Annotated in this window: 15 protein-coding genes, 1 tRNA gene and 2 pseudogenes; 1 reads left to right on the forward strand and 17 read right to left on the reverse strand. The window is 62.9% G+C overall.

Features of this window, described 5'->3' with window-relative positions; translation table 11 throughout:
* Positions 1-10: 10 nt before the first annotated feature.
* The 3 genes and pseudogenes from groL to PAM7066_RS15240 form a co-directional block, all read right to left on the reverse strand.
* Complete coding sequence (gene groL, locus PAM7066_RS15230; RefSeq protein ID WP_085855152.1) at positions 11-1,648, reverse strand: chaperonin GroEL; 1,638 nt, start codon at positions 1,646-1,648, stop codon at positions 11-13.
* A gap of 42 nt (positions 1,649-1,690) precedes the next feature.
* Positions 1,691-1,978, reverse strand: a complete 288-nt coding sequence (locus PAM7066_RS15235; RefSeq protein WP_085855089.1) for a co-chaperone GroES — start codon at positions 1,976-1,978, stop codon at positions 1,691-1,693.
* Between the two features lie 668 nt (positions 1,979-2,646).
* Positions 2,647-3,627: pseudogene (locus PAM7066_RS15240) on the reverse strand (transposase); the annotation flags it as partial.
* Between the two features lie 47 nt (positions 3,628-3,674).
* Here PAM7066_RS15240 and PAM7066_RS15245 point away from each other — a divergent pair.
* Positions 3,675-4,922: pseudogene (locus tag PAM7066_RS15245) on the forward strand (IS3 family transposase).
* 1,296 nt (positions 4,923-6,218) lie between these two features.
* Here PAM7066_RS15245 and PAM7066_RS18715 read toward each other — a convergent pair.
* The 14 genes from PAM7066_RS18715 to PAM7066_RS15320 form a co-directional block, all read right to left on the reverse strand.
* On the reverse strand, positions 6,219-6,755 hold the full coding sequence (locus tag PAM7066_RS18715) for a hypothetical protein (protein ID WP_139215032.1): 537 nt from the start codon (positions 6,753-6,755) through the stop codon (positions 6,219-6,221).
* Between the two features lie 466 nt (positions 6,756-7,221).
* Positions 7,222-7,746, reverse strand: coding sequence for a hypothetical protein (locus PAM7066_RS15255; protein WP_085855091.1), 525 nt, complete (start codon positions 7,744-7,746; stop codon positions 7,222-7,224).
* 30 nt (positions 7,747-7,776) lie between these two features.
* Complete coding sequence (locus tag PAM7066_RS15260) at positions 7,777-8,289, reverse strand: MarR family transcriptional regulator (protein ID WP_085855153.1); 513 nt, start codon at positions 8,287-8,289, stop codon at positions 7,777-7,779.
* Positions 8,282-8,617 carry a hypothetical protein gene (locus tag PAM7066_RS15265; protein WP_175484691.1) on the reverse strand — a complete coding sequence of 112 codons (336 nt, stop codon included), beginning with the start codon at positions 8,615-8,617 and terminating at the stop codon, positions 8,282-8,284. Before PAM7066_RS15265 ends, PAM7066_RS15260 begins: the two co-directional genes overlap by 8 nt.
* A 518-nt stretch (positions 8,618-9,135) precedes the next feature.
* Positions 9,136-9,993 (reverse strand): hypothetical protein, encoded by an 858-nt coding sequence (locus PAM7066_RS15275; RefSeq protein ID WP_085855093.1) that lies wholly within the window; start codon positions 9,991-9,993, stop codon positions 9,136-9,138.
* A 40-nt stretch (positions 9,994-10,033) separates the two neighbouring features.
* Positions 10,034-11,230, reverse strand: coding sequence for a tyrosine-type recombinase/integrase (locus PAM7066_RS15280; protein ID WP_085855094.1), 1,197 nt, complete (start codon positions 11,228-11,230; stop codon positions 10,034-10,036).
* Positions 11,231-11,372: 142 nt separating this feature from the next.
* Positions 11,373-11,462: transfer RNA gene (locus PAM7066_RS15285), tRNA-Ser, on the reverse strand.
* Positions 11,463-11,532: 70 nt separating this feature from the next.
* Positions 11,533-12,564 (reverse strand): cysteine synthase A, encoded by a 1,032-nt coding sequence (locus tag PAM7066_RS15290; RefSeq protein ID WP_085855095.1) that lies wholly within the window; start codon positions 12,562-12,564, stop codon positions 11,533-11,535.
* 61 nt (positions 12,565-12,625) lie between these two features.
* Complete coding sequence (locus PAM7066_RS15295; RefSeq protein ID WP_085855096.1) at positions 12,626-13,744, reverse strand: NUDIX domain-containing protein; 1,119 nt, start codon at positions 13,742-13,744, stop codon at positions 12,626-12,628.
* Positions 13,741-14,184, reverse strand: coding sequence for a TrgA family protein (locus PAM7066_RS15300; RefSeq protein WP_085855097.1), 444 nt, complete (start codon positions 14,182-14,184; stop codon positions 13,741-13,743). Before PAM7066_RS15300 ends, PAM7066_RS15295 begins: the two co-directional genes overlap by 4 nt.
* Entirely contained in the window at positions 14,184-14,447 is a 264-nt protein-coding gene (locus tag PAM7066_RS15305; RefSeq protein ID WP_085855098.1) for a hypothetical protein, read from the reverse strand. Before PAM7066_RS15305 ends, PAM7066_RS15300 begins: the two co-directional genes overlap by 1 nt.
* A gap of 92 nt (positions 14,448-14,539) precedes the next feature.
* Positions 14,540-15,247: a L,D-transpeptidase gene (locus PAM7066_RS15310; RefSeq protein ID WP_085855099.1), complete on the reverse strand. Its 708-nt coding sequence runs from the start codon at positions 15,245-15,247 to the stop codon at positions 14,540-14,542.
* 40 nt (positions 15,248-15,287) lie between these two features.
* Positions 15,288-15,515 (reverse strand): hypothetical protein, encoded by a 228-nt coding sequence (locus tag PAM7066_RS15315; protein WP_085855100.1) that lies wholly within the window; start codon positions 15,513-15,515, stop codon positions 15,288-15,290.
* A gap of 67 nt (positions 15,516-15,582) precedes the next feature.
* Positions 15,583-17,007, reverse strand: coding sequence for a cryptochrome/photolyase family protein (locus tag PAM7066_RS15320; RefSeq protein ID WP_175484694.1), 1,425 nt, complete (start codon positions 17,005-17,007; stop codon positions 15,583-15,585).
* Positions 17,008-17,017 lie beyond the last annotated feature (10 nt).

Genomic DNA, 17,017 nt, shown 5'->3' on the forward strand with positions numbered 1-17,017 from the left:
ACGCTGTCGTTCACATCATACCGTTCATTCCGCCCATGCCTGACATTTCGCTGTCAGCACCGGCCTTTTCGGGTTTCTCGGCGATCATCGCTTCAGTCGTTATCAACAGTCCACCAATAGACGCGGCGTTCTCGAGCGCAATGCGAACGACTTTCGTCGGATCAATGACGCCGGCTTTCAGCATGTCGACGTATTCCTCGGCTTGCGCATCGAAACCGAAGCTCCGGCTGTCGCTTTCGATGACCTTTCCCACGACAACCGACCCGTCGACACCGGCATTCCCGGCGATCTGGCGCAGCGGCGCCTGGATTGCACGGCGGACGATCTTGATCCCGGCATCCTGGTCGTCGTTCTCTCCCCTGAGCGTCGCCAGAACCTTGCCCGCATGAACGAGTGCCACGCCTCCTCCTGGCACGACGCCTTCCTGAACCGCCGCGCGAGTGGCGTTCAGCGCATCATCTACGCGGTCCTTGCGCTCCTTCACCTCGGTCTCGGTGGCACCGCCGACGCGGATCACTGCGATGCCGCCGGCAAGCTTGGCCAGCCGTTCCTGGAGCTTCTCCTTGTCGTAGTCGGACGTCGTATCTTCGATCTGTGCCCGGATCTGCGTGACCCGCGCCGCGATCGCATCCTTGTTGCCGGCGCCATCGATGATCGTCGTGTCATCCTTGGTGATCGCAACCCTCTTGGCAGTGCCAAGCATGTCCAGGGTGACATTCTCGAGCTTTGTGCCCATCTCGACGGAGATCACCTGGCCGCCCGTCAGCACAGCGAGGTCTTCCATCATCGCCTTGCGACGATCTCCGAACCCCGGCGCCTTGACGGCCGCCACCTTGAGCCCGCCGCGCAGCTTGTTGACGACCAGCGTCGCCAGCGCCTCGCCCTCGATGTCCTCCGCAACGATCAGCAGTGGCTTTCCAGCCTGAATGACCAACTCGAGAAGTGGCACCATTGCCTGCAAGGATGACAGCTTCTTCTCATGTAGCAGGATCACGCACTCATCCAGTTCGACGACCATCTTCTGCGCGTCAGTGATGAAGTATGGGCTGAGGTAGCCGCGGTCGAACTGCATCCCCTCGACCACATCGGTCTCGGTATCCAGCCCCTTGTTCTCTTCGACGGTGATCACGCCTTCGTTGCCAACCTTCAGCATTGCGTCCGCTATTTGCCGACCGATTGCCGTCTCGCCATTCGCCGAGATGGCGCCGATCTTCGCAATCTCGTCAGTATCGCCCACCGGTCGGGACATGGACTTTATCTCGGCCACGACAGCAGCGACGGCTTTGTCGATCCCGCGCTTGAGATCCATCGGGTTCATGCCTGCCGCGACCGACTTCATGCCCTCCTTGACAATGGCCTGTGCCAGAACGGTCGCGGTGGTGGTCCCGTCGCCGGCTTCGTCATTGGTGCGCTGCGCCACTTCCTTGACCATCTGCGCGCCCATGTTCTCGAAATGGTCGGACAGCTCGATCTCCTTGGCGACGGTCACGCCGTCCTTGGTGATGCGCGGAGCACCCCAGGACTTGTCGAGGATGACGTTCCGGCCCTTGGGGCCGAGAGTGACCTTCACGGCGTTGGCCAGCGTGTTGATGCCTTTCAGCATGCGGTCACGGGCATCGGTGTTGAATCTTACGTCTTTGGCGGACATGATCATGTGCTCCTGAGAATGAAATTTAGGCGTAGCATCGGGTCAGGCCATGACGCCGAGAATGTCGCCTTCCTTCATGATCATGAGATCCTCACCGTCGAGCTTGATTTCGGTGCCCGACCATTTTCCGAACAGGATTCGGTCGCCGGCCTTGACGTCCATGGCGATGCGATCGCCGTCCTCGTCCTTTGCGCCGGGCCCGACCGAGACGATCTCGCCTTCCTGGGGCTTCTCTTTGGCTGTGTCAGGGATGATGAGCCCGCCCGAGGTTGTCTCGTCACCTTCGATGCGGCGAACGAGAACTCGGTCGTGGAGGGGGGTGAACGGCACGAAAACGCTCCTTCTTTGAATTCCAAGGGAGCATGGCGATGTTCAGAAAGCACGTTAGCACTCGCCATACCGGAGTGCCAATGGATCTAAGATGATGGGCCGCGACCGGCACGACAATGGACTGCGAAGAATAATTTCTCGGACAACCGGTTGGACCCGGTGTCCGAGGAGAATGTCAGCGACATCGTCGGGCTTTACCTGGTTCCAATCGACCGCCGTCGTGGTGAGTCAACGAGAAGATCCGCCCAAGCGGATCTCGGGGCAGAATCACAGGGTCCGGCACGGGTGTGTCCGAAAGTGTGAGGTGTTCTTCGCTGCATCCCGGCGAATTGGTAAAACGGGCTCAGAGCTGCCGTCCGCTGCGCCGTGCATGAAGGTCCGCAATGGGCCGATCGCGACAGTGAGCTTCACCTGTGCCTGCAGGCTCGAGGGGTCTGCTTTCTGCGCATTGCCGAAGTTCGATCAAGGCGCGGCGAACGGCTGCTCTCCGCCCTTCATGACCGCCAGCCGGGTCATCGCAGCCTGCCGGCCTGGATCTCCGCTTCGACGATATGTTGCGCCCGCCTCGCGGCAACGCCGCAAGTCCGCTTTCCGCCGATTCTGTGGGAAAACACCTGTTCGCGAGCGCAGAATCCTGGCGCTCGTGATTGGCGCAGGCGCCTTTCTTGTCAGGCATTTCGCGGTTCCTGCGGTGCGGGAAGGATCTTCGCCAGTTTCCGGAGGTTCTGGGCGGTGGCGGCGAGCAGGAATTCGTCGTTCGCGCCGCATGGTCCCCGTAGTCGGAGCCTCCCAAGGCCGAGGATACGCTTGAGGTGCGCGAAGAGCATCTCGACCTTCTTCCGCTGCTTCATCGAGACCGCGTCTTGCTCTGTTCTGGCGATGTCGCGGGCGACCTGGCGGGCGTCTTCGTGTTCCTCGCGGGTGACGGATCGGGCATCGGCGTTCGGGCAGCAGTGCTGTTTCGACGGGCAGGCCTGGCAGGTCAGTTTCAGGGCGCGGTATTTGGCCCGACCCTCACTGGTCGGTCCCCGGTTCGGGTCGGAATAGTTCCGGCGGAACTGCTTCAGTGCCTGGCCCTCGGGGCAAACGTATTGGTCGTTCTCGGCGTCCCACTCGAAGTCCGCCCGGCTCCAGGTGCCATCGCTGCGGCCAGACTTGTCGAAGACCGGGATGTGCGGTGCGATCTTGCGCTCGACCAGCCAGCCCAGCATCGGGCCGGTGCCGTAGGCCGTATCCGCGATCAAGCGCTCGGGATGCAGGCCGAACCTGGCTTTCACCCGATCCAGCATGGCCTTGGTTGAACCGACCTCGGCCTGCCGGATCGACCGTGTCGCCTCGACATCGACGATGACGCCGTGGTCCGTGTCGATCAGGTAGTTGTCGGAATAGCTGAAGAACGCAGGCCCTTTACGAGCCGCGGTCCACTGGCTGGCTGGGTCGGAATGCGAGGTGAACTTGGGCTGGACCTCGCTGGCGGCGCCGAACGCGGCCTCGTCCAGTGTGTCCAGATACTCGCGGACTGCGCGGGGCGCATCGGCTGAAGCGATCTGCGAGACGTCCCAGTCCACCTTCGGCGTCGAGTTCTGCTTGTTCGCGTCCGCCTCGATCAGGCTGGCATCAATCGCCATGCTGGCCTGCCCCCTGAAAAGTGGTCCTCCCTGAAGTATGGCTTTCGAGCCAGTTGGAGGATGCAAGAATACCCCAGAAGAGACACAAGCCGGGAGATTGTCGCGAAGCTTCGGCAGGTCGACGTGCTGGTATCGCATGGCAGGTCGGTGGCCGAGGCGGTGCGGTCGATTGGCGTGACCCAGTTCACCTACTACCGGTGGCGCAAGGAGTATGGCGGTCTGAAGACCGACCAGGTGAAGCGGCTGAAGGAGCTCGAGAAAGAGAACGAGCGGCTGCGGAAGGCCGTTTCCGACCTGACGCTTGAGAAGCTGATCCTGCGGGAGGCCGCCTCGGGAAACTTCTGAGCCCCGCCCGCCGCCGTCGGTGCGTCGATCACATCAGGCAGAAGTTCGGCGTCACGGAACGGTTCGCCTGCCGTGTGCTCGGCCAGCATCGATCGACCCAGCGGAAGGTGCCGCAGGGACGAGCCGACGAGGACGCGCTGACCGCGGATATCGTCGCGCTCGCCAGTCAATACGGGCGCTACGGCTATCGTCGCATCACAGCGCTTCTTCGTGAGGCTGGCTGGGTCGTGAACGCCAAGCGGGTCGAGCGGATATGGCGGCGGGAGGGGCTGAAGGTTCCCCAGAAGCAACCAAAGAAGGGTCGCCTCTGGCGGGGTGACGGGTCCTGCATCCGTCTGCGGCCGGAGCGACCGAACCACGTCCCCCTCTCGGTGATTGCGAGCAATCACCTGCCGGTCAGCGGGATCCTACGACTTCGTCGAAAGCCGGACGCACGATGGAAGGAAGTTCCGCATGCTCAACGTAATCGACGAGTTCAGCCGGGAATGCCTGGCCATCAGGATCGACCGGAAGCTGAACTCGACCGCGGTGATCGATGTCCTGACCGAACTGTTCATCTTGCGAGGTGTGCCCGGTCATGTTCGCTCGGATAACGGTCCGGAGTTCATCGCCAAAGCTGTTCGGGACTGGATCGATGCCGTGGGAGCAAAGACAGCATTCATCGAGCCCGGCAGTCCCTGGGAGAACGGCTACTGCGAAAGCTTCAACTCGAAGCTCCGCCCCTCTCGGCAGATTGCTTCGCAATCGCCTGCCGGGCAGCGGACGAGCTGCTGAATGGCGAGATCTTCTACAGCCTTGCCGAAGCCAAGATCGTTATCGAAAGCTGACGCAGGCATTACAACATGAAGCGACCGCACTCATCCTTGGGCTACCGGCCCCCGGCGCCCGAGGTGGTGCAGTGGCCGGCTCCGCAATCCGGAGCCGCTTCGCCGGCCACTCCGGCCGTAGCGCCAAGTTCCGTCATGCACTAAGACTAAACCCGGACCACCCGATTGGGCAGGCCACTTGCGTTTGAGCCACCCTCCGTCCGTCTTGTTGAGAAGAACGTCTCCCCGTCGAACGTCGAGGATCCTCGATTTCTCAGTCGGTTGCGCTCCATCATGGAGCGTCGCCGCGTGCCAAAAGCTATCATTGACTCGCTGTTCTCGTCAGGAGAAGCCGCGCCCGAGCAGGGAGAACTGCTGCCAAGCCGGTGAGAACAACCCCGAAATGAAGTTCGATTTCTGTTCCTTCCGGGGATGCGCCCCTGAAATCGAAGTGTTCAGCGGGATGCCTGATAAAACGCATTTTTATCAAGTGCTTGTCAAAATTTCACTGAATTGGCGCAGGCAACAGCTCCGGAGAATATCGACCCCGAGAGACCACTTCCGGGCCGCTTGGCGCCGCCGCCGGTGCTCAGCCCATCCCGCATAACCCGCGAAAACAACGGAAAGATCCGGCCGCAGCCGGATCGAGAGAACGCTTTCGCGAAGGCAAGTGGCGGGGGGACGTCCTCCGCACAATCCCGGCAAGCTTCTAGAAATATTGACTTTCTATTCGCGCCCTTGGAAACGTACCACGTAAAATACCACTCCGCGCTACCCGATGCGTCCCTCGCGACGACTTCTCTCCAAACCCTGCAGCTCTCTTAAGGCGCTCTGAAACCACATGCGCCTCACAAGGATACCCCCCAAAAGGTGTTCGGAAGGACTTTTCTTGCCTTCATCGCACTCCGTTGCATCCTTGCTGGATTCGTTCGCCCAGCCGGCATCGCGTAAGAACCACCATAGAAGCCTCTCGATAGACGATATTATAGAGCGGGACCTTAGCACCTCATTAACCAGCTTATCTAAGTCTTGGAGCATTTCTTCACGCACATCCTCATGGATGGATTCATCCTTCTTGATCGCACGCCTAAGTCTTGTCACATTTGGTAAGCGTGGCTTCCCATTTGACTTCTCTTCATGCGGTTCGCTCATTCCAATTCCTATCCGACAGGTCCGCAGCAGCGTCTCAAAGAAGCGATTCAGGCTCCTAGTCGTCAGCCGACCGTCCCCCTAGGGGTGCTGAACGAATACCCGGAACTCTGCTCACTGATTAGAGAGGCTACACCACGGTCAGCAGGCGCACCAACTCCCTAATCGCCCGCAGTTCGTTCGTTCGCAGGCCGTGACGGCAGTTCGGATGCGCGCAACCAGAAGGCGCCCCGCCACCGGCGCCATGCAGCCGGCAGACGTACCGTCCTTTCTCGCGGTGCACTGGCGCACTTCCGCCCAGACAAACAGCAGCTAGATGAACGGATCGCTTGTCGTCGCGAACGGGTCAGAAGGTGAAGCCGGTGTGTCCAGTGGAGAAGTCTTTTCCCAACAGTCCATCAAGCTATCAATCGCCGCGCTTGAACCGCTCAGCGAAAAGGTGGCGAGCCTAAATTCATCATCATTGTAAAGAGCAACAGCTCGGCCCCTCTTAAGATCCGATAGAAAATCAACTGTCTTAGTTGCGTCCGATGGGGTCACAGACACAGATTTTCCACTTGCCGTACCGTCCATGTTCCAACGAGAATAATCAATGTCAATAATGAATGAGACGGGGCGCGATTCGATATCCCAATTCGCATCCCAAACATAAATTGTGAAATCGCCGCTAGCAAACGCAGTCAAATCGAAGGTTTGGTTCTGTTGGTTTGTCGTAGTCGCCTCGCACCAAGTCACATCATCGCTGGACACATATTCGACGACCCATGAGCCCTTCGAAAATATAGTCGTTCTTTCGGCATTGGCAGCTAAAGGGAACGACAAGCATAACAGTGAGAGGACTACGCGCATACCGGCTAGGCTACCATTCCGTTCCGATTCGGCAAGGGGCTTTTAGCTGTTCGATTTTGGGCGGTGGCACGGACGCTTCGTAGCGGCGGCCTCCGTCCAAAACATAGATGGGCGAAGGACTGCGCTTGCTCTCGTTCCGCCCGCGAGACCCGAAGCGCGAACGTCGACGCGTCGGCCGGCATCCGGCAGAGGCGTCAGAAATATCCCCCGTGTTCCGTCGCATCCCGACACAGAAGCCGCGTGAGGGCGCGTATGGCCTTAGCATCGCGCGTCCGCAGCCCATGACGGTAGTTGGGGTGGGTAGGTCCGCAGGGTGCACCTCCACCGGCGCCGTGAAGGCGACAGACCCGCCAGCCCTTCTTCGCCGGGCATTGGCATGGAAGCCCGGTTCGCTTCGCCGTCGCCGTGCAGCGCGGGGCCGCACGCAGGCGCATGACAGGGTCTATGGGGTTAGGGTCGGTTCTAGTCATGCACCACCCCCCGTGTGCGTCACGTCGCCCACAATGGCCTGCCCGCCTTCGTTTACCGTGACCCGCTCCACGCGCACCAGTTGCTGCGCCTTCGCACGGTATTTCTTCAACGCCTCCATCTGAGCCAGGAACGTCCTGCTAAGACGCGTCATCGACCGTTCGCAGCTCTCCCTCACCTGATAGCTTGTCTGGTAAGACGCCTTCTCGGAGAGGCTGGTCATGGCGATGTGAGTAGCCGTCATCTGCGCCACTAACGTCGCCTCCACGCCATCCCTTGGCTCCACTTCTGCAAACATGGCCGGGGCCAAGGACGCGAAGGTCTCGGCCGCCTTCCCCAATGCGCTAAGAGCGGTGCAGAAGACTAACCGCGCGGCGTCATCTGTCTTGATCCCCATCAGAGGTTCGAAGCGGAAATCCTGCACCGTTACCACGTCAATTTTTTCGCCGTCGCCGTAACGAATTTTTGGGAACTGGCGCGTCGCTGCCTCCTCGCGGGCCTCTGTTGTCGGTGTTGATGTCATGGCCGCGTTCCTTCGTATGAGTGGTAAGTATTAGTGTTCCGTTCCAGAACCGTGCCGCCGACTGGATACGGCCCTGACGGGTTCTGAAATGGAACCAGACTTGTCGATTGGGTTCTCGAACGGAACCACGGCGGCGCCTAACTGGCCCATCCCAGAACCGCGTTCTGTTTTTTTGCCTCGATACCGCCGCCAGTCATGGGAGGGTGGTTGGGTTCCTCTGACCTTCTGAACCGGCTTCGTTGTCAGGCGCCATTCATGAGCTTGGCGGTGATACCAATTGCCTTCCCGCTCCAGTGCCACAAGGCCACGCTCCACTAGTTCGGCATAGGCCCGCTGCACGGTCGCCTTACCCATGCCGAGCGCCTCTGCCGCCTCGGCGAAGGAAAGTCGCAGCTTGCCGTTGTTGCTGCCGTTGAAGCGCGTGTGCAGTTCGAGGAACAAGCGCACCGCGGCGCCCGACAGGCTGCGCCATGCAGCGCTCTTGAGCAATCCGTATGGGAGAGGGGCATACTGCCCCTCCCCCTTTTTCTTGGAGCTACCCATCAAGACCACCGGTGCCATTGCTGCTGTTGTCGGGATCGTCGCGGTGCGGCGTCTCCAGTTCCATTACCAGCCCACGCGCCGACGGCGGATAGTCCAGCTTTGCTGGGTCGCATGTCTTCGCCAGATAATAGTGACCGATGCGTTCCGGCCCCCGATACTCGGTCAAGATGGGCCAACCGTAGTTAGAGCGGAGCGTGTGGACGATTGCCCCGAGACGCCACCCTCGGACGCCTCGGATAACGTCCATGTGGTTGAGCGTGTGCCCCCGCGCCAACGCGCGGCAGGCATAGTAAATTTGGGTAGGATTGCTGAACCAGTGGTCATTCATGGCAGACGCTCCCCAAGTGGAGCGTCAACGGCTGGATCGAGTTGCTGAGGCGATCCCAATAGAAGCGCGCCTCGGCTGGGCTTGCGTAACACGCGCCGTATGTGACATCTGTTGCACGTACCACCGTGGCAGTTGATGTCACATGAAAGGCCCTGGCTCCGCGTGCGGTGTTGGGGCTTTTCATTATGCGGCCTCCCCGTTCGGGTCGGTGCGCTGGGCACTGAGATAATCGTTTAGATCGGTACCATGGTACCCAATGCGCCGCCCGATGCGGATAAAGGCGGGTCCGCGGTTGCGGTGTCGCCACTGAGCTAGCTTCTCTACGCTGCCCAGAACCCGCATCTCTGGGTCTTCTGGGAAGAAAATGCGGTCCTCGTCGAACAACCGTCTCGGGGTTTGTTTCGAGTTCTCTGCCATCGACTAGCCCTTTCTCGGCTTACTGCTGATGGCTGGACGTTAACCGGCATAACGCCGCTGCAAAAATCCGGTTACAACCTCGTAGCGGCAACTTATTCGGATTAAGCGCGATGGCTGCGCCGATACCTCTCGAACTCTTCCGAGATCTGCCTGAAATCGCTGATGTTCGCAGATGCCAAGCGGCACATTTGACGGTAATTGTACTGCTTCCATGGCAGCAGGCCGAGGCTGATGGCTTCGTTTAACAGTCTGCCTAGCTGCGCCTGCACTTCTAAGAGCAAAGCGATAATTGGTGATTCACAGTCAGGATTAGCGTCAGTGGGAACCGCCACTCCCATAGGGAAACGTTCACGCTCCAACCCGGCCATGATGTGTCGGAACAATCGCTCGAGACTGTGACGCTCCTCCGCCTCTACGTATCGCTCGGAATACGAATTGTTGTATGGCTCATTCCGCTCTTTCATTGCTGAAAAGTACGATAGATAGCGACGGAACGCCAAATAGTCGAAAAAGTCGTCGAGAGCCGGCTCGAAGTACGGCAGCCCAGCACCCGTCGTCCTATCGATGGCTGCGTCAGGACCATCGCCAACAGCGTCTGCCAAGCCGTGCGGGGCAAGCAACAAGCTGCGATCAAACTCGCTTAGCTGACTTAGAAGGGCGCTCAAATTTTGGGAGGCACGCTCAATCCGCTCAACCAAACCTTCAAAGTCGCTCGCCGGCATCGATGTTTCGCCAAGATGGCCAAATTCCCCTTCATTCGCCTCGTCGCGCCCCCAAATCTCGCAAACCCAATGCTTAGCAAAGACCTCGACGCTGAACCTCACACCATCTTCTTGGGCCGTCGATAGAGTAACGCCAGTTCGGCGCGAGACGGCGTCAAAATCCAGGAACTCGGGCATCCTCCCGTCGAGTTGGGCGATCCAGCCCCCTCTGTCCTGATACCCGATCAGTTCTTCCAACCAACCTGGACCTCGACCGCCCTCAACTACCCTTCTTCGTCTAGCCATCGCGGCACCCATTTGCCGCTCGAGTTACCTCGTTCGACCAGCGCCCCATCAGCTCTCGCCGCCGCTCCAGAAGGTCCGACCGCGCATAGGCCCGCTCTATCTCCGATCCGAATTGGTGCGCTAGCGCAGCCTCGGCAACCTCCCGCGGGGCGCCCGCCTCCTCCGCCGCCCAATCGCGGAACGTGCTACGGAAGCCATGCACGGTGTAGTCACCGCGGCCCATGCGCCGCAGAAGCATCAGCATCGACATGTTGGATAAGGGGCGGTGCCGCTTCTGACCTTCGAAGGCATAGGCTGAAGCCATCGCCGTCATCGGTTCGAGAACGCGCAGCATTTCATCCGTCAGGGGAACCCGATGCTGATCTCCTCCCTTCATCCGCTCCGCCGGGATCGTCCATAACCGATTTGCGGTGTCCACCTCATCCCATGTCATTCCCAGCGCCTCTGAGGTGCGACAACCGGTCAGAATGGTAAATTGCAGCGCCTTCGCCGCCGTGGCACTGCGCGCCTCCAGTTCCGCATAGAAGCCCGGAACATCGCGCCACGGCATCGCGTAGTGATGCTCGACCGTGGTCTTCACCTTGGGCAGGACCCCTCCCTCTTTCACCGCCGTGACCGGGTTCTCGCCGTTTCGGAACCTCCGCGACCGCGCCACATCCAGCACCGTCTTGACCCGCTGCGCCAAGCGCCGCGCGGTTTCGTGCTTGCTCGTCCAGATGGGAGAAAGGCACATCAGCACCTCGGGCTGCCCGATAGCGTCGACGGGCATCCGACCAATCTTCGGAAAGGCATAGTCACGCAAGGTGTTCAGCCATTGCTGGCCGTGCTTGGCGTTCTTCCAAGTCGGCATCCGCTCAATATGAACTTGCTGCGCCAGTTCCTCAAAAGTCGGCACCTCACGCTTGGCACTGAAGCGGGGATTGAGACCCACCTTTGCCATGCGGCGGTATTCTAGCGCCCGATCGCGGGCTTGATTCAGCGTCACGACATCGGCGCCCCCCAAACCGAAATCCGTTCGCAGCGGAGCGCCCTTGCGGTTCTTTTGCCCCTTCACCGTCACGCGCACGACCCAACGCCGCGCCCCCGATGGGTCGACCACCAGATAAAGGCCAGCGCCGTCACCGTGGCGCCCCGGCCCCAGGTTATCCACCAGTCGCTTCGTCAGCTTTCCGTTCAGCACCGCTGTCATACCACCCTTTATACCACGCACCGGAAGCATACGGGCGAAATCGAATGAAAGCTACGGAAACCTCGGACAAAGAAAAAGCCCCGCGTTAGCGGGGCTCTATGGCATCTGAAGCCATCTTAGGCACGTCAGTGAGAGGTGGCAGTGGCGGAGAGGAAGGGATTCGAACCCTCGAGACGGTTTCCCGCCTACACACTTTCCAGGCGTGCGCCTTCGACCACTCGGCCACCTCTCCGCCGGCGGGTGTAGCGAAAGGGTGTGGGGGAGTTCAAGGGCCTACGTGAAGATAGATCCCTTCCCCCTTCTCAAGCGTCCTGGAACACCGCCGGGACACGGCGTTCGGCGGTCTCGGTCAGCCAGTCCGGTGTCGGCAGACTCTTTTCACGCAGGAAGTCCGGGTTGAAGATCTTCGAGCTGTAGCGCGTGCCGTAGTCGCACAGGACCGTGACGACGGTGTGGCCGGGCCCAAGCTCGCGTGCGAGGCGGATGGCACCGGCGACGTTCGTGCCGGTCGAGCCGCCCATGCAGAGCCCCTCGTCCCGCAGGAGATCGAACACCACGGGCAATGCCTCGGCATCCGGGATGCGGTACGAGAAGTCGGGCGTGAAGCCCTCGAGATTGCCGGTCACGCGACCTTGCCCGATCCCTTCGGTGATCGAGTTCCCCTCGTTCTCTTCGCCGGTGTAGATCTTGTACATGCCCGAGCCTTCGGGATCCGCCAGACCGATCTTCACGCCGCGGGGCTGCAGCACCTCGGCGACGCCGGCGATCGTTCCGCCCGAGCCGACGGCGCAGATGAAGCCGTCGATCTTGCCGCCCGTCTGCTCCCAGAGCTCGGGGGCCGTCGTTTCGACGTGGGCGCGGCGGTTGGCGGTGTTGTCGAACTGGTTGGCCCAGATCGCGCCGTGCTCGGTGGTCCGGGCAAGCTCTTCGGCGAGGCGGCCCGAGTAGCGGACGTAGTTGTTCGGGTTGCTGTAGGGGACGGCCGGAACCTCGACGAGTTGCGCACCGGCGAGGCGGATCATGTCCTTCTTTTCCTGGCTCTGCGTCTCGGGGATGACGATCACGGACTTGAAGCCCATCGACGCGCCGACGAGGGACAGGCCGATGCCCGTGTTGCCGGCGGTGCCCTCGACGATCGTGCCGCCGGGTTCCAGCAGGCCCTTCTCGACCGCATCGCGGATGATGAACAGAGCGGCACGGTCCTTGACGGACTGGCCGGGGTTGAGGAACTCGGCCTTGCCCAGGATCTCGCAGCCCGTCGCCTCGGACGCGCCCTTCAGCCGGATCAGCGGCGTGTTTCCCACGGCCGCGGCCAAGTCGCTGTGGATCCGCATCGCTCACCGCCTTTTGTCATTCCGATCAGGTGCCGGAAAGTAGGCTCCTACGGCCGCACCTTCAAGCCGGGTCGAAGGTTCCCCGACGAAGCGCCCGGTCGACCCACAGAAGCGACAGCAGGAGCGGCCCCGTCTGTGCCTCGCCGGTGTCGATCAGGTCGAGCGCTGCGTCGAGGGTCAGGACGTGGCTGCGGATGTCCTCATGCTCGCCCTCCACGCCAGCCACGGTCTCGCTGCCATCCGGCAGATCCGCGATCCCGACATAGCTGTCGATGAACTCGCTGGTCGCCCCCGGGCCGGAATAGTAGCCGGCGATCCGGTGCATCGCGGCAAGTTCCACCCGCGCCTCCTCGAGCGCCTCGCGACGGGCGGCGGTTTCGGGCGTCTCGCCGGGATCGATCCGGCCGGCGATGGGTTCCAGGATCCACGGGTACGGGTCGCCGCGCAGGTAGGCGCCATAGCGAAACTGTTCGACCAGCAGCACGCGGCGGCGCACGGGATCGAAGGGGATGACGGTGACCGCGTCGGACATCCAGAACGCCGCGCGCTCCATCGGGGCGGACATGCCGCCCGCGAAAGTCGGGTGCCGCAGCTGTGTTTCGGCCACCGCGAAGAAGTGGTGGTAGGGCACCTGCTGGTCGATCACCTCGACCCGGTCTCGGTGGATGTCGGCGCGCAGCATGGTCGGAGCGACCTCCCGCCCTGCGCGGATCGTCGAACTCGCACGGGCGCGGAGCGTGCCCATCCGGAAGCGCAGCGCCTCGGCGTCGATCCGGCCGTGTAGGCCCAGCACCTCTGTCGCGGCCAACCGCGTCATGGGGCCGTGCGCCGCCTGCCAGTCCGCAAGGCTCCACTCGGTGCCCGAACCCGCGCCACCCGGCGCGCGGTAGACCCGCGCCGTCACCCGTCCCGCGTCGGTTTCGACCTCTGCCTCCGCAGTCTGGAAGTCGAAGCCGTTCTCGTAGAAATCCATGCGCGCCGCGTGTTCGGAGGGGGGCTGGATCAGCAACCCCTGCGCCGCGTCGCCATCAGAGCGGACGAGGATCGGCCAGTCGCCCTGTGCCGACCGTTCCACCCGCCAGCCCGGCAGGTGGGCGGGCGTCGCCTCGATTTCGGCGCCCAGCACGATCCTGCGCAGGTCCGGGTCGAGCAGCGTTCCGAAGAGGAAGATGCGGGTCATTCAGATCGCCTCTCAGCCAGAAGTTCAGCGGAAATCCCGGCGACTAAGCCTCCGCCCAGGGCGCCGAGCAGCGCCCCGGGGACCAGATAGAAGAGCCCCATCTCGGTAGCAATCCGGGCGACGTCCACAAGCCCCTCGACCGGGCCCGCATATTGCATCCTCAGCGACCGGCGCAGCATCCCCAGAAAAGCCCATAAGGCGCAGCTGCCGACGAGCAGCGCGGCCCCGCCCGACAGCCCTGCAGACAGTGCGGCCACCGGCCCCTGCCCCGCAGACGGACCGATGAGGACCCAGCCCAGGACCAGGCCCAGCACCGCGTTCACCTCGGCGAACCGACGCGCCACGACGGGCAGGTCGGGTCCCGCGAGGATGACGGCGCTCATCCACCAGGCAGCGGCCGCCAGGATCAGCGCCGCGGTGAGCTTAGAGAAGGTCGGCATCAGGCCCGCCGCGTGACCGTGATCCGCGTGACGTCGCACTTGCCGCGGTGGAAGGCCGCGCCGCAGGAGGTCGCCTGCACCCGGGAGATGCGGCGCAGCCAGAAGCGCACCTTCTCGAACAGGCGCAGAAGGCGCATGCCGAAGCCGTCATGTACCGGGTCGCCCTCGAGCCGGCCACACACCATCCGCGTGGTCGTCTGGAACACCGGCGCGGAATAGCGCGGCACGTCGATCTGGCCCTCGGTGATCGTCAGGATGGTCATCCGATCTCTCCCTGCCCGGGCGAAGCTAGCCGCGGGCGCCACGGGAAAGCCGCGCCTCGTGGCAGGTTTCGGGCCTCTTTGGGCGTCCTGCGTCAGTAAAGCGAGACAAGGCGCGCCGGTTTGACCGAATGCAATACCGTGACCGGCGAACCCCATGGCACACGCTCGTAGAGGTCGATCACGTCGTGATCAAGCATCCGGATGCACCCCGAGGAAACAGCCTGCCCCAGGTATTTCGGCTCGCACCCGCCATGGATTCGATAGAGCGTGTCCACGTCGTTCTGGAACAGGTAGAGCGCCCGCGCGCCCAGCGGATTGCCGGGACCCGGATCCATGCCGCCGTTCGCGACCGAATAGGGGGCAAATTCCGGCTGCCGCGCGATCATCTCGGCGGGCACCTTCCAGCGGGGCCACTCGCGCCCGTACTGGATCACCGCGTCACCGTCCCAGCCGAAGCCCGAGGCGCCGACGCTGACGCCGTAGCGCATCGCCCGCCCCTCTCCCAGGATCAGGTGCAGGTTGGCCGCGTCGGGATCGACCACGATGGCGCCCTCGGGCTGGTTGGGGAACGGGTTGTCCACCTGCTGGCGCCAGAGATGTTCGGGCACGACACCGTCGGGGATCGCGGGCACGGGATAGGGCTCGTCCAGTATGGCGCCGTAATGGGCGGGCATCGGCGGTGGCGGCGGCGGCGGTGCAGGCGGCTCGACCGGAACGCGGCGCTGGACCGGGGGCGGAGGCGCGGCGCAGGCGGACAGAGCCACAGCGCCGGACGAGGCAAGGAAGAAACGTCTGTTCATGAGGTCGGTCTCGGTTCGGAAGAGGGGTGCTGACAGGCGATCATCCGTGGCGCTTCGGCGGGTCGAGCGGCATCTGCGGGCGGTAGAGATCGCGCAGGCGGACGGCCTTCGGGGGCGCCGTCGTTGCCCGCCGCGTCCTGGCGACCACGGGAAGTGCCAGCACGGCGTCCGCAGCGCGTGTCGGCACCTCAACAAGGCGTGCGAATGCCCCCCAAGGCAGAACCCCTGGGCACGGAAGCGACAGGACGAGGGTACGCAGGATCGTCATGGACGTCGTTTGTCTTGTCGGATGGGGATTGTGAAGCCCTCTCGCCCGCTCACAGGCGCGTGGTCGCCTAGAAGTCGCGGTTGCCGTAGGCCGCGATCGCGCGGTCGCGCCCCTCCTTCGGGTCGACGACGGGGTGCTCGGGATAGGGGTCGTCCGGAGACATCCGCCAGCTGCGCGGGATCGCGTCGTAGAAGGCCAGCGCGGGGGCGGGCGGATCGTCGGACAGCTCGGCCAGAAAACGAGTGACGTAGGCGCGATCCTTGTCGAACTTGTCGAGCTGCGTGACCGGGTTGAAGACGCGAAAATAGGGCGCGGCGTCCGGGCCGGACCCGCTTGCCCACTGCCAGCCGAGCGCGTTGGACGCCGGGTCCCAGTCCACGAGCGTGTCTTCGAACCAGCGGCTGCCGATCCGCCAGTGGCTCATCAGGTTCTTGGTCAGGTAGCTCGCCGCGATCATCCGCGCGCGGTTGTGCATCCGCCCCGTGACGAACAGCTCACGCATGGCCGCGTCGACGAACGGGATGCCGGTTCGCCCGCGTTTCCAGGCCGTCACCTCGGGAAGCTGCTCGTCCTCGTTCCAGGGGAAGGTGTCCCATTCCCTGCGCCAGTTCTCGGTCAGGAGGTGCGGCGTGTGGAACATCAGGTGATACGCGAAGTCGCGCCAGACAAGCTCCTTGAGCCATGTCGCGGCGCCGGCCTTGCCGTCCTCCTGCGCCCGCAGCCCCGCATGCCAGCACGCGCGGACGGAAATCTCGCCATAGGTCAGATTCTCGCTGAGGCCGCTCGTCCCCTCGACGCCGGGATGGTTGCGCTGCGTCTCGTAGCCGTCGATGCGGTCGCCAGAAAAGGCGGCGAGGCGCGCCTGCGCCGCCTCTTCGCCAAGGTTGAGCCAAGGCCGCACCACCGCGGCCCCGCGATCCATCGCGGTGCCCATCCCCCAATCTTCGATCCGGTCGCTGTCGGGCCAGCGCGCGGGTGGCCGCAGTTCCGTCGGCGCGTCGAAAGGCGCGGGAACGTCGCGATCCTTGACCGCGCGCCAGTAGGGAGTGAACACCTTGTAGTAGCCACCCTGCTTCGTCTCGACCGTCCAGGGCTCGACCAGGATGTGCCCAGGGACGCTGCCAGCGTCGATCCCCCTGCCCGTCAGCGCCGACTTCACCCCTTCGTCCCGCTCGATCGAGGCCGGATCATAGGCGCGGGTCCACCAGACGGCGCCCGCTCCGGTCTCGGCAGCGAGACCTTCGAGCACCACCTGCGCCGTCCCCCGCCGCAGGATCAGGCGCGAGCCGATCCCGGCCAGCCGTTCGGCAAGATGTTCGACGCCCAGCCCGAGGCGCCATTTCGGCGCGGCGCCATGGCTCTCGAACACCTCGTCGAGCACGAAGACGGGGATCACCGGCCGGCCGCTTTTCGCGGCGCGGTCGAGCACGGAATTGTCGGTCAGCCGCAGATCGCGGCGCACCCACCAGATGACAGGAGAGGTCGGTTCAATCATGGGCGCT

This window comes from Palleronia marisminoris, assembly GCF_900172315.1.
GTDB classification, from domain to species: domain Bacteria; phylum Pseudomonadota; class Alphaproteobacteria; order Rhodobacterales; family Rhodobacteraceae; genus Palleronia; species Palleronia marisminoris.

Bases quoted from the DNA above. Each gene is read 5' to 3' on its own strand.
- groL (WP_085855152.1), bottom strand. From the start codon at position 1,648: ATGTCCGCCAAAGACGTAAGATTCAACACCGATGCCCGTGACCGCATG.
- PAM7066_RS18715 (WP_139215032.1), bottom strand. From the start codon at position 6,755: ATGCGCGTAGTCCTCTCACTGTTATGCTTGTCGTTCCCTTTAGCTGCC.
- PAM7066_RS15255 (WP_085855091.1), bottom strand. From the start codon at position 7,746: ATGACATCAACACCGACAACAGAGGCCCGCGAGGAGGCAGCGACGCGC.
- PAM7066_RS15260 (WP_085855153.1), bottom strand. From the start codon at position 8,289: ATGGGTAGCTCCAAGAAAAAGGGGGAGGGGCAGTATGCCCCTCTCCCA.
- PAM7066_RS15265 (WP_175484691.1), bottom strand. From the start codon at position 8,617: ATGAATGACCACTGGTTCAGCAATCCTACCCAAATTTACTATGCCTGC.
- PAM7066_RS15280 (WP_085855094.1), bottom strand. From the start codon at position 11,230: ATGACAGCGGTGCTGAACGGAAAGCTGACGAAGCGACTGGTGGATAAC.
- PAM7066_RS15290 (WP_085855095.1), bottom strand. From the start codon at position 12,564: ATGCGGATCCACAGCGACTTGGCCGCGGCCGTGGGAAACACGCCGCTG.
- PAM7066_RS15295 (WP_085855096.1), bottom strand. From the start codon at position 13,744: ATGACCCGCATCTTCCTCTTCGGAACGCTGCTCGACCCGGACCTGCGC.
- PAM7066_RS15300 (WP_085855097.1), bottom strand. From the start codon at position 14,184: ATGCCGACCTTCTCTAAGCTCACCGCGGCGCTGATCCTGGCGGCCGCT.
- PAM7066_RS15305 (WP_085855098.1), bottom strand. From the start codon at position 14,447: ATGACCATCCTGACGATCACCGAGGGCCAGATCGACGTGCCGCGCTAT.
- PAM7066_RS15310 (WP_085855099.1), bottom strand. From the start codon at position 15,247: ATGAACAGACGTTTCTTCCTTGCCTCGTCCGGCGCTGTGGCTCTGTCC.
- PAM7066_RS15315 (WP_085855100.1), bottom strand. From the start codon at position 15,515: ATGACGATCCTGCGTACCCTCGTCCTGTCGCTTCCGTGCCCAGGGGTT.